This window comes from Geomonas terrae (assembly GCF_004791675.1).
GTDB lineage: Bacteria > Desulfobacterota > Desulfuromonadia > Geobacterales > Geobacteraceae > Geomonas > Geomonas edaphica.
Genome location: NZ_SRSC01000001.1, coordinates 407,557 through 419,863, shown reverse-complemented (window position 1 = coordinate 419,863; position 12,307 = coordinate 407,557). Strand labels below are relative to the sequence as shown.

General features: G+C 61.2%; 8 protein-coding genes and 1 tRNA gene. 7 read left to right on the top strand and 2 right to left on the bottom strand.

The genetic code is table 11. The features are described 5' to 3' along the window. The first annotated feature begins 82 nt into the window (after nucleotides 1–82). Nucleotides 83–1,162: a ribonuclease Z gene (locus E4633_RS01760; RefSeq protein WP_135868555.1), complete on the top strand. Its 1,080-nt coding sequence runs from the start codon at nucleotides 83–85 to the stop codon at nucleotides 1,160–1,162. A gap of 200 nt (nucleotides 1,163–1,362) precedes the next feature. Then, entirely contained in the window at nucleotides 1,363–1,725 is a 363-nt protein-coding gene (locus E4633_RS01755) for a translation initiation factor Sui1 (protein WP_135868554.1), read from the top strand. A 2-nt stretch (nucleotides 1,726–1,727) separates the two neighbouring features. On the opposite strand, the gene E4633_RS01750 is transcribed toward E4633_RS01755, so the two are convergent. After that, entirely contained in the window at nucleotides 1,728–1,925 is a 198-nt protein-coding gene (locus tag E4633_RS01750; RefSeq protein WP_135868553.1) for an RNA-binding S4 domain-containing protein, read from the bottom strand. A 95-nt stretch (nucleotides 1,926–2,020) separates the two neighbouring features. Between E4633_RS01750 and E4633_RS01745 the strand changes: the two genes are divergently transcribed. Together E4633_RS01745 and E4633_RS01740 are read left to right on the top strand one after the other, a co-directional pair. After that, the gene (locus tag E4633_RS01745) at nucleotides 2,021–2,584 is read left to right on the top strand and encodes an elongation factor P (RefSeq protein WP_135868552.1); all 564 of its coding nucleotides are present in this window, start codon (nucleotides 2,021–2,023) and stop codon (nucleotides 2,582–2,584) included. 220 nt (nucleotides 2,585–2,804) lie between these two features. Further along, a tRNA-Phe gene (locus E4633_RS01740) sits at nucleotides 2,805–2,880 on the top strand. 94 nt (nucleotides 2,881–2,974) lie between these two features. Here E4633_RS01740 and E4633_RS01735 read toward each other — a convergent pair. Next, nucleotides 2,975–5,878, bottom strand: a complete 2,904-nt coding sequence (locus E4633_RS01735; RefSeq protein WP_135868551.1) for a PAS domain-containing sensor histidine kinase — start codon at nucleotides 5,876–5,878, stop codon at nucleotides 2,975–2,977. A 274-nt stretch (nucleotides 5,879–6,152) separates the two neighbouring features. Here E4633_RS01735 and E4633_RS01730 point away from each other — a divergent pair, with 274 nt between their 5' ends. From E4633_RS01730 to E4633_RS01720, 3 genes are all read left to right on the top strand, one after another. Further along, nucleotides 6,153–8,312, top strand: a complete 2,160-nt coding sequence (locus E4633_RS01730) for a hybrid sensor histidine kinase/response regulator (RefSeq protein ID WP_135868550.1) — start codon at nucleotides 6,153–6,155, stop codon at nucleotides 8,310–8,312. 210 nt (nucleotides 8,313–8,522) lie between these two features. After that, nucleotides 8,523–11,039, top strand: a complete 2,517-nt coding sequence (locus E4633_RS01725; RefSeq protein WP_162604922.1) for an ATP-binding protein — start codon at nucleotides 8,523–8,525, stop codon at nucleotides 11,037–11,039. Beyond that, the gene (locus E4633_RS01720; protein WP_135868548.1) at nucleotides 11,036–12,298 is read left to right on the top strand and encodes a hybrid sensor histidine kinase/response regulator; all 1,263 of its coding nucleotides are present in this window, start codon (nucleotides 11,036–11,038) and stop codon (nucleotides 12,296–12,298) included. The genes E4633_RS01725 and E4633_RS01720 overlap by 4 nt, the downstream gene beginning before the upstream one ends. Nucleotides 12,299–12,307: the final 9 nt, after the last annotated feature.

Below are 12,307 nucleotides of genomic sequence, written 5' to 3'. Positions count from 1 at the left end.
ATGTGCGTTCTTGATAGGAACTGTAACCCGCAGAGAGTATGTTGCAATTGATGCAGGTCAATCTAATGGTAAAATTCTGCGCATGCCGAAACCGTTCCGCTACCTCGAACCGACCTTCTTTGCCGGTCTCTTTGATGATCCGCTGCTCCTGGTCCGGGTGAGGCCAACCGGGCGCGCCATCCTCTTCGACTGCGGCAAGATGCATCATCTCGCCAAAAGGGTCTACACCTCCATCGATGCCATCTTCATAAGCCACGCCCACATGGACCACTTCATGGGCATGGACAGCGTCATCCGCCACAGCCACGCGTCGCCCCGCACCATCGACATCTTCGGTCCGGCGGGACTCTCAAGCCGTATGGCAAGCAAGTTCGCCTGCTACGACTGGAACCTCGCCGACACCTTCTGGGGAAACTTCAGGGTGAACGAGGTGGATGGAAACGGGCGCGTCAGCAGCACGCTCTACTGCGGGGCCGAGGCCTTCGCGGCGAGCAGGGAAGGGGAGCGCAACGGGATCCTCTACGAGAACCGCCACCTTAAGGTAACCTCGACGCAATGCGAGCACCGCATTCCGGTAAGGGCCTATCGTGTGGACGAAGGCGCCGCCTTTGTGGTCGATGAAGCGCGCATGGCCGCGGAAGGGGTGGAGAGGGGGGGCTGGCTGAAGGAGATGGAGCGTCTGTTTCGTGACGGGGCGATGGAGGGACAGCGCATCAGTTACCCGCATGGAGGCGACGGCGGGATGGAAGAGAGGTGGGAGCCCGATGCCGCGTCACTGTACCGGCGTATCCGGAAGATCGAGGAGCCGGCGAGCATCGGTTACTGCACCGACGTCGGCTACTCTGAGGACAACGTCGAGCAGTTGGCCGGGCTTCTGGAGGGGGTGACACTGCTGGTGTGCGAGTGCGCCTTTCTGGCGTCGCAGCAGCAAAAGGCGCAGTTGTCGCGCCATCTATGCACCACCGAGTTCAACATGCTCCTGGACCGGTTGCGTCCGAGGTACGTGCTCCCTATGCATTTCTCGAAGACGAACCAGCGTGGCAGCGAAACGCTCTACCAGGAGATCGAGCCGCCAGCCGGGACCGCCGTGCTGAAGATCCCCGACCGGCTCACGCCGCGCCCCATCATGGAGAGCGAGGTGCCCAGGCCGGTGGAGATTTAAAAGCAAAAGGCTTCAACGCAAAGACGCAAAGACGCAAAGACGCAAAGACGCAAAGCCGCCAAGGCGCAAAGAAAAGACTTGGGGGGTAAAAACCTTCCTTTTGGTTCTCTCTTGGCGGCTTCGCGCCTTGGCGTCTTTGCGTTAAAGCCGTTGACTTTCTGGACTTGAATCTGCCGAGTCTTTTCTGCTACAAACGACGCATGAAAAAGACCAGCTCGAACGACGCACCGGTAGTCTACTCATCCGAATTCGGCCGCATGTGCCCCGGCTGCGGCAAGCCCGCCAAGTCCTGCGTCTGCAAGAAGGCCTCTGCACCTGCCGGGGACGGCACCGTGCGGCTCCGACGGGAGACCAAGGGGCGCGGCGGCAAGACGGTCATCGTCATCACCGGACTTCCTCTCGACACCGCGGCGCTCACCGCGCTGGCCGCTGAGCTGAAGAAGCGCTGCGGCTGCGGTGGTACAGCGAAAGACGGCGTGATCGAGATTCAAGGCGACCACGCCGAGGTACTTCTTGCCGAACTCCTGAGACGCGGCTACAAAGCGAAGCGCGCCGGGGGGTGAGGTTACTCCACGAGGAAGCTTTTTCCCCCAAGCTCCACCTTGTCGCCGGGACGCAGTTTCCTGCCGCGGCGCAGTTCCACCTCGCCGTTCACCGACACCATCCCCTCGGCTATGATGATCTTCGCCTCGCCGCCCGAGCAGACCGCATCCACCGCTTTCAGAAAACTGTCCAGCTTTATAAACTCAGTATCTATCTTCACTCTGCCTCCATTTAACTGTCACTGCCGCCTTATGGCGCGGTTGAACTTATCACAGAATTCTGCTAAAAAGGGACATTTCGTAAAGGAGATTGAGCATGTATACCACTAACGACTTCAAGAAGGGCCTCGTCATCAAGCTCGACGGCGCCCCCTGCGTACTCCTCGATGTAGCCTTCCAGTCCCCCTCCGCCCGCGGCGCCAACACCATGGTGAAGACCAAGTACCGCAACCTGTTAACCGCGCAGGTGCTCGAAAAGACCTTCCGTTCCGGCGACAAGGTCGACGAGGCGGACTTCGAGCGTCACAAGGGGCAGTTCCTCTACGCCGACGGCGGCCGTGGCGTCTTCATGGACCTCGAGAACTACGAGCAGTTCGAGATGGAAGAAGACAACTTCGAAGCCATCGCCCCCTTCCTTCTGGACGGCACTGAAGTGCAACTCGGCATCTTCCAGGAGCGCATGGTGAGCGTCGACCTCCCCATGGTCGTCGAACTCATCGTCACCGAGACCGCCCCCGCGCTGAAGAACGCCACCGCGACCGCACAGACCAAGGAAGCGCTCCTCGAGACCGGCCTGCGTCTGCAGGTGCCGCCGTACCTCGAAACCGGCGAGAAGATCAAAGTGGATACCCGGGACGGGCGTTTCATCTCCCGCGCCTAACGTCATTTGCGATCGATTACAGCCGGAGCCCGTGTCCCACGTCCAATCGCCTGCCGTCGCCTCGCTTCGCAGGGGGGAGGGGACAGGGTGAGGAAGGGGCGTTTCTCTTTGTCAGCAAAGCGGCTGTGTGTCTGAAGTGAAGGACATTGAAGACTGGCTGTAAAAATTAGAAGAAAAGGGTTGACACAGTCGGCGATTCAAAGTATAAAGTTGGTCTCTTGCCCAGATAGCTCAGTCGGTAGAGCAGAGGATTGAAAATCCTCGTGTCGGCGGTTCGATTCCGTCTCTGGGCACCACTTACAAATAAAAAAGGTCAGCTAGAAATAGCTGACCTTTTTTTATTCTTACAGAGCAACTCACTCGTACAATCCGCCGTCTGAATAACCTGCGCTAGCCGGGAAACTCGATCCTGAACTCCGCACCTTCTTCGGTGTTCCGTACGCTGAGCTGCCCGCCCGCGCCCTTCTCGATGATGTTCCTGGACATGTAGAGCCCGATCCCGGTTCCCTTTTCCGGCCCCTTTGTCGTGAAGTATGGCTCGAAGATGCGCGGCAATATCTCCTCAGGAATGCCACCGGCGTTATCCGCGACCGTGATGACGGATTTTTCCCCATCCCTGAAAATGCGGATCGATATCCGCGGCGTTGCCACCGCCCGCTCCCTGAGCGCTTCCGTAGCGTTGTTCACCAGGTTCATGATGACGTGGGAGAACTCGTTTCGGTGCCCCGTCACGACGAGCTTGTCCACCTCCTCGATACGCAGATCGACGCGCAACGCTTTAAGGGGCGCTTCCAGAAGTTTCACCGTGGCGTCCACGGCGGAATTTACATCAAACGGCTGCGGCTCTTTTTCCTCTTTCAGAAAATCCTTGAAGTCGTTGATGGTGTTCGACATGTGCTGGATGAGCGCCATCACCCTGCCGACCTCACCCTTCAGGAACTCGCCGCTAAACTGCCCCAATTCGTAGGTCAGCTGCAACTGCTGGACGACGAGCCCGAGGACGTTCAACGGCTGCCGCCACTGGTGGGCGATGTTGGCCAGCATCTCCCCCATGGCCGCCAGCCGGCTCTGCCGAACGAGGAGCTGCTCCTTTTCTCGCAGGTCTTCTACTGCGGCAAGGCGCTGGTCGGTTTCGCGCTGCAGCGCAAGGTACGCCTGCTCCAGCTCCGCCGTCCGCTCTCTTACCCGCAGCTCGAGTTCGTCCTTCGCCTTGCGCAGTGCCTCCTCCGCCTCTTTCCGGCGCGTGATGTCCTCGATGATCGCCACTTCGAATTTGGGTCTGCCGCCGAAATCGCGCACCAACGACAGGGTGAGCCTGGCACATACGTACTCCCCCGTTTTATGGATGAAGCGCTTCTCTATGCTGTAGCTGTTCAACTCGCCCGCCGCCATCTTCCGGAACGGCACAAGGTCAAGGTCCAGGTCATCGGGGTGAGTGATGTCGGGCCAGGGAGTCGCCAGCATCTCCTCACGGCTGTAGCCCAGCATGTTGCAGAATGCCGCATTGACATCGATCCAGCGCGCATCGTCAAAGGAGACGCGTCCCATCCCGACGGCCGCCTGTTCGAAGACGGCACGGAACTTCTCCTCGCTCTCCCGAAGGGCGTTCTCTATCCGCTTACGCACCGTTATTTCCTGGTTTACCGCGACTGCCCCGGTGATCTCGCCTTTGTCATTCCTGATGGGGACCGCGGAAAGAAGGATGACCTTACGGCTGCCGTCAAACGCTTCTATCTCCACTTCTTCATTGAGGATTGTCTCCCCTTTCAGGATGGCCCGCGCGCCTCCCCACTCTTCTGCGGCAATCGCTTCTCCGGAATCGGTCCGCCACCCCTTGTACCTTTCGTATCCGGCGATCCCGACCTTGGGCGCGCCGCCCCATATCTCTTCAGCAGCCCTGTTGGCATGCAGGATGTCGCCGCTCGCGGTAATTACCCATACCCCGACGGGAAGCGTCTCAAGCACGGTGCTCAGCAGTTCCTCGCTTTCCCTGAGCGCCTCCTGGGCCTGCCTCTTGATGGTAATGTCCCGAATCGTCAGAACGCCCATGTGCAGTTTTCCTTGCGCATCATGGATCGCCGTACCCCGGTAGCTGTAGATCCTCTGCCATGTCCGCTCCCGATGCCTTACCAAAAGCTCGACGTCGTGCAGCTCCTCGCCCCTCATAATCCGGCGAACCGGCCACTGTTCAAGAGGAAGGAGTTCCCCTTCCATCGTTCTCAGTTCGATGGTTCGGACCGCGCTCTCGAAGGTCTTGATTTCGTCCGACTCCTCTTCGAAGTCGTACATCTCCAGGGCCCGGCGGTTCCAGTAGAGCCCCGCGGTTTCCACGTCGATGACGATGAGCCCCTCAGCCATGTTGTCGATGATGTCCCGCAGCTTTTCCTCGCTTTGGCGCAGCGCTTCGCGGGCTTTCTGGCCTTCCACCGCCTGCACATGGATCTCCGCGCGTTTTCCTATCTGGTAGACGATCACCGAGAAGATGACGATCCAGGAGAGCATGAGGAGGCTTATGCTGAACGTGATGCCGTAGAGGCCGTAAGCCTCGCCGGTGAGGACGAGCCACCCGAGCAGGATGGGGAGTGTAACCGCCGGCAGCAGCAGGGCGCGTGATACGAAGCCGCCTGGCGTGGGTGAGGTGAATACTGCCATGAACGCATCTCGCGGTCTTGCGAGGAGAAGCCCGATGCCGAGGAGAATGAGCGATAAGGTCGTAGGCCAGGCGATGCCTGTCACGCGCGGGGCCGCATAGAGCCCTTCAACGCGGTAAAGGTACCCGAGAAACCCCATCAGACCCAGCAGGCAAAGGACACCCCCCAGCAACTGGGCCACCTGGGTCGCCACACTTTTCCCTTGCAGCAGCAAAAAAATGCCGATGCCGCAGAGGGTGAATGCGGTGGCACCGGGGGGACCCATCCGGTTCGGGTGCAGGACCCCCAGTGCGCCCGGCTGTTCATACGCCACGAGCTGGTCGATGCCGAAATCGACGTCGAGGAGGTGCTCGAGCAGGGTGAGCGCGGCGATCACCGTTGCCGGTGCCGCCAGGACGGCCGCCAGCCCCCTAGCGCCCCTGGGCTCTTCCGCAACTATGGCAACGGCAAGGCCGCAGAGAAGGAGGCACAACGAGGCGTTCGTCTTCATCACGAAATGGTGCAAGCCGCTTGAGGTAAGGAGGCCGGAGAGCCAGAAGACGAGATGTATCGCTCCGATCAGGGCCGCGACGATGCCGCTTAGGGCCGCGCCGCGTCGCAGGTGTTGTTCCGTCGGCTGTAAGTGGTTCAGGTAGGGGGCCATGAAGCCTCATGTCCGCGGGGATTGAAATTAAAAAACCTTACTCAATATAGCAGTCCTTTCCCGGAGTGCAGCTAAATCAGTCAAAGGTTTTGGGCCCCGAACGCCGATCTGTCACATGTTTTACCTCTGCATGCTTTCTTGAGCCGGATCGACATACTATCGGCGCACGTTTAACCCGATAATTTTAATTCCAGCTATTGCCATACTGATAAAATGAAGCAAACTGTCTGGAACATAAACGAAACCAATCTCATAGGAGCTGACATCCGCGTCCATGTTAATGGCAAAGGGAAAAGCTAAGACTGACACAGCACTCGGCAGATCGGTCAATGTTCTGAAAAGGCACCTGTTCGCCGGAGTGGTGGTGCTGAACATAGTCGTTGCCGGGATGGTCTCGTTCGCCTTGATGAAAAGCCGGGACGTGTACACGGAGCGGGCAAGCGTCACGACGCAGAACCTTGCCCGGGTACTCGACGAGAACATATCAGGCATCTTCTCCAAGATAGACATATCGTTGCAGGCGGTCTGCGACGAGTACGAACGGCAGCTTGGGGCCGGGCGGGTGGACTCCGCAGCCCTCAGCCGCTTCATAGTTCGGCAGCAGGCCCGGCTCCCGGAACTGGTCTCGCTCAGGGCGACCGATATGGCGGGGGTCGCTTTATACGGTCCCAATGTAACGCCGGCAACCACGAAAAGCCTCGCCCATCGCGACTACTTCATATACCTGCGCCAGACCCCCGACGCGGGGCTCGTCATCTCCAAGCCGCTCATCGGCGGCATCTCCGGTAAATGGATGATCGTCCTTGCCCGGCGCGTGAACGCTCCGGACGGCTCCTTCGCAGGGCTTGCCTATGCCGGGGTGACCCTCGACTACCTGTCCCATACTTTCTCCACGCTCAATATCGGCAAGCAGGGGCTGTTGTCGCTGGTGGCGTCGGACTTGAGCGTCGTGGCGCGCTACCCCAAATTGAACCGCTCCCCCGGCGGCTCTGAGATCAAGGTCACTTCCAACCGGTTCAGGTCGCTGCTCGCCAAGGGGGAGAGCATGGGGACCTACCGCACGAAGAGCAGCGTGGACGGTGTGGAGCGGGTCTTCTCCTTCCGAAAGATCGCGCTGCCGCAGCCGCTCTACGTCTTCGTCGCCATGTCCACGGCCGATTACCTTGCCAACTGGTACAACGACCTCTATCGCGGGGTCCTCTTCGTGCTTGTCTTCATGATCATGACGACGACGCTCACGCAGGTTTTCAACCGCGAGTGGGACCGCAGCAGGGAGGCGGAGCAGGCGTTGAAGGCGATGGAAGACGAGCGGCTCAAGATGGAGAAACTGGAATCCCTCGGCATCTTAGCCGGAGGCATCGCGCATGATTTCAACAACATCCTGACCGGCATCATGGGTAACCTCTCCTTTGCGAGGATGCAACTGGAGCCGGAGCACCGCTCCCAGCCCCTTTTGGAGGCGGCGGAGCGCGCGTCGTTGCGCGCGGGAGACCTTGCCAAGCAACTGCTCACCTTCGCGCGCGGGGGAGCGCCGGTCCGGGCGGTCACCTCGGTGGGCGTGCTGGTGGACGAGGCCGTCTCGCTCACCCTGAGCGGTTCCAACGTGAAGGGAATCGTCGACGTCCCGGCGTCGCTGAGCGCGGTGGAGGCCGATGCGGGACAGATGTGCCAGGCTTTCAGCAACATCATCATGAACGCCGTGCAGGCGATGTCCGAGGGGGGACTGCTCGTCATCACCGCTCGCGACCACCTTCTCGAGGCGAACAACTGGCAGAAGCTCCCGCCCGGTCCTTACGTGAGCGTCGCGTTCTCCGATGAGGGGGGCGGCATCCCGCAGGAGGACCTAAAGAAGGTTTTCGATCCCTACTTCACCACCAAACCGCAGGGGAAGGGGCTGGGGCTCGCCTCGGTCTACTCCATCGTCAAAAGGCACGGCGGCAGCGTGAGCGTCGATTCTCAAAAAGGCGATGGTACGACCTTCACCGTATATCTACCCTCGCTGGGGGCGAGCGGTGAGGAACAAGCACCCGAGGTGACGCGCGTCAGCCAGGTGCCTCCCGCCGCGCTTTCCCTGCTGGTGATGGACGACGAGGAGGTGATCCGGCAGTTGGCGGCGGGGGTGCTCGGGCATCTGGGGCACCGAGTGGTGACCTGCGCCGACGGCGGCGACGCGGTGGAATTGTACCGGGCGGCGCTGCAGGAGGGGGATCCCTTCTCTGCGGTGCTGGTGGATCTCACCATACCCGGAGGAATGGGGGGGAAGGACGCGGCGCAGCAGATCCTCTCCCTCGATCCGAAAGCGCGCCTGGTCGTGATGAGCGGCTACTCCAACGACCCGGTCATGGCGAACTTCCGCGACTACGGTTTCTTGAAGGCCCTGCATAAGCCTTTCGACGCGCAGGCGATGGCGTCAGTGCTGGAGTCACTGCTTTAAATCGGGCACGGTAAGGAAAATCGAATTCTTACCTGCGTTTATCGCAATACCGACTTCATTGTATTGTCCCGAGGATTGCACTATATTAACGGCTCTTTAAGAGGCTGCGGAACTGTGTTGTCACAGGAAGTACTGTCAAAGGAGCTGCCCGCCCGACGCGTGGGCCGTCATGCGGCAGACTTCGGAACCTGTGCTGCTATGAGGTTACCCATGAACTCCAAGGGATCCTGGCATGACCAGGTACACCTGCCTTCATCCTTTGCCCGCTTCTTCATCTTCGTTTTTCCGCTCCTTATCTTCAGTGTCGTCTTGCTGTTGTCTTGCCTTGCCCCTACCGCCGTCCTCGCCTCTCCCAGAACCGTCTCCGTCGGCGTCTACGACAACCCCCCTAAGATTTTCGTCTCGGCCGCCGGTAAGCCTGCGGGGATCTTCGTCGACATCATCGAGCACATAGCCGCGAAAGAGGGTTGGCAGCTGCAGTTCGTGACTGGGACCTGGAGCCAGGGGCTGGAGCGCCTGCAAAAAGGCGAAATAGACCTGATGCCGGATGTCGCATATACGGCGGAGCGCGAGAAGGTTTATTCCTTCAACAAGGTTGCCGTCCTTTCCGGCTGGTCGCAGGTCTATGCCCGCAAGGGAAGCGGCATCCAGTCGATACTGGACCTAAACGGCAAGCGTGTGGCGGGGCTTGAGAAGACCATCCAGCTGGAAACCCTGGACCGGCAGGCGAAGAGCTTCGGCTTGAAGATCACCCAGGTGCCGGTCTCGAACTACAAGACGGAATTCGAGATGATCGCCTCGGGTAAGGTCGATGCCGGGGTGACCAACCGCTATTACGGGTTGATGTTCGCCAGGAAATCGGGATTGGAGGATACCCCGATCATGTTCGACCCGGCCCCCTACTGCTTCGCGGCCCGAAAGGACGCCGCCGGGCCGCTGCAGCTTTTGGAGGTCATCGACGGCCACCTGACCGCGATGAAAACGGATCCCCAGTCCGTGTACTACGCCACGATGAAGCGGTGGACTTCGGAAGAGGTGCACTTCAACCTCCCGGCCTGGCTGCCGCTCCTTGGAGGGGTGCTGGGCGCCGCACTGATCATGAGCCTGGTCGGCGGGGTCGTCCTGAAACAGCAGGTGAACGTACGGACCAGGGAGCTGCAACAGATCAACCGGGAGATGGAGCAGCGCATCGATGAGCGTACCAGTTCGTTGCGCCAGGCGAACCAGCAACTGTGCAACGCCCTGGACGAACTGGCCCTTGCCAAGGAGGGGGCCGAGGCGGCCAACCGCGCGAAGTCGCTCTTCCTCGCCAACATGAGTCATGAAATCAGAACCCCGCTGAACGCCGTGCTCGGGTTCAGCCAGATCGTCCTGCACGACCCCAACCTCTCGCCGGCGAACCGGCGCAACCTAAAGACGGTCAACCGCTCCGGCGAGCACCTCTTGGCCCTGATCAACGACGTGCTCGACATGGCCAAAATCGAATCGGGGCGCATGAGCGTTGAGGCGCTCCCTTTCGATCTGCCCGGAGTGCTGCAGGACGTGGTGGAGGTTTTCTCTCCCAAGGCGGCTTCCAAGGAGTTGCAGCTCATGCTCGAGGTACATCCGGATACGCCGCGCTACGTGCTTGGGGATGCGGGGAAGCTGCGCCAGATCGTCATCAACCTGGTTGGAAACGCGGTGAAGTTCACCGACCATGGTTGGGTAGCGCTCCGCGCGCGGGGGGACATGCGTGACGGCCGCCCGTTCGTGGAAGTGGAGGTGGAAGATACCGGGCCCGGCGTGGCGCCGGAGGACATCCAGCACGTCTTCGGCCTCTTCGAGCAGGCGGACGTCGGCAGAAGGACCCAGGGAGGGACCGGACTCGGGCTCCCGATCAGCCGCGAGTACGCCCGGCTCATGGGGGGGGATCTGTCGGTTTCCAGCGAACCTGGACACGGCGCATGTTTCCGCGTGACCCTTCCCGTGGTCGAGGCGGAGCAGGCGCCCGCTCCGGAGCCTGCCGGGCAGCAACGCCGGGTGCTGCGCCTGAAGCCGGGACAGCGGAGCTGGCAGCTTTTGGTGGTGGACGACCGCGACACGAACCGGGAGATCCTGGTGAAGATGCTCACCCCGGTGGGGTTCAGCGTCATCGAGGCGAAAGACGGGCAACGCGGCATCGAAGCGTTCGCCTCCCATACGCCGGACCTCGTTTTCATGGACGTGGTGATGCCGGTCATGGACGGGCGCGAGGCGACCAGGCGCATACGCGCGCTCCCCGAGGGGAAGGACGTCCCCATCATAGCCGTTTCGGCCAGCGTCTTCGAGGAGCAGTTGCGGGAAGTCATGGCGGCGGGGGTCGACGATTTCCTGCGCAAGCCGTTTCGCGAGGAGGAGCTTTTCGAGAAGCTGGGCCGGCTGCTTCCGGTCGAGTTCGAGTATGAAGACGAGGAGGACACCACGGTCGCAAGCGGGGAAGACGTCTTGTCGGATGCGGGGATGGCCGAGGCGGTGGCGCTCCTTCCCGAGGAGGTGCGCTCCGAACTGATCGCGGCGGCGCGGGAGCTGGACCGCGGCCGCATCCTTTCCCTGCTTGGCGGCATCAGCGAGAGCGCGCCCGGGGTGGCCGACCGTCTGCGCGACCATGCTGAAGGGTACCGTTTTGATCTGATCGAAGAGGTGCTCCTGCAAACGCCGGGGCAGGGGGGGGAGCCTGCGGCTGCGGGGAGAGAGGCGGACACGGTATGACGGAAAAAACGACAATGATCCTGATCGTCGACGACACCCCGGCCAACCTGCAGCTGCTGGAATCGATCCTGAAGGAGAAGGGGTACGAGGTGCGGGGGGCCATCAACGGCCCCATGGCCCTGAAGGCTGCGCGGCTGCAGCCCCCGGACTTGGTCATGCTCGACATAAACATGCCGGAGATGAACGGTTTCGAGGTCTGCCGCGCCCTGAAAGAAGACCCCGCACTCGCCTCCATCCCGGTGATCTTCGTCTCCGCTGCGGTGGAGACTGCGGACAAGCTGCGTGCCTTCGACGAGGGGGGCGTTGATTACGTGACCAAGCCGTTCCAGGCGCAGGAAGTGCTCGCCCGGGTGGAGACCCATCTCGAGCTCTCCCGGGTGCGCGGAGCACTGCAACGGCAAAATGCCGAACTCGCGCGGACCCTGGAGCACCTGACCCGCGCCCAGGTGCACCTGGTGCAGTCGGAGAAGATGGCGGCCCTGGGGCTTCTGACCGCGGGGGTCGCACACGAGCTCAACAACCCCCTCAACTTCATCGCCGCCAGCGTACAGGGGCTGAAAAAGACCGTGGCGCCGATCGACGAGCTGATGGCGCTCTGCCAGGCCCTACCGGGCGGGATATGCGATGAGGTGATCGGGCGCATCGAGACGTGGTGCCGCGAAAACGAACTCGGCGAGCTGCGCGAGAGCATGAACGAGCTCGTGAACAACGCCTGTTACGGCGCGAACCGGGCCGCCGAGATCGTGAGCAGCCTGAGGATCTTCTCCCGTATGGACGAGGCGGATCGAAAGAGCGTGAACCTGCACGAGTGCCTCGACGCCGCCCTGCTGCTTTTGAACGGCTCCTACAAGGACCGCATCCGCATCGAACGGCACTACGACGATCTCCCCCCATGGCTGTGCCAGCCCGGGAGGCTGAACCAGGTGTTCATGAATTTGCTGGCAAACGCCGTCGACGCCATCATGGCCCAACCGGAAAAAGTCGACGCGACCATCCGTGTCAGCACCCGGATGGAAGAGCGCGACGGACGTTGCTGCGCCGTGGTGGAGGTCGCGGACAGCGGGGTGGGCATGACGGACGAGGTGCGCAAGCACCTGTTCGAGCCGTTCTTCACCACCAAGGAAGTCGGCAAGGGGGTAGGCCTCGGGCTTTCCATCTCGCACGGCATCGTCCGCGACCACCAGGGTGTCATCGAGGTGGAGAGCCGCGCCGGGCAGGGGAGCGCATTCCGCGTGATACTGCCGCAGCTCGAAACCTGAGAAAGGAGC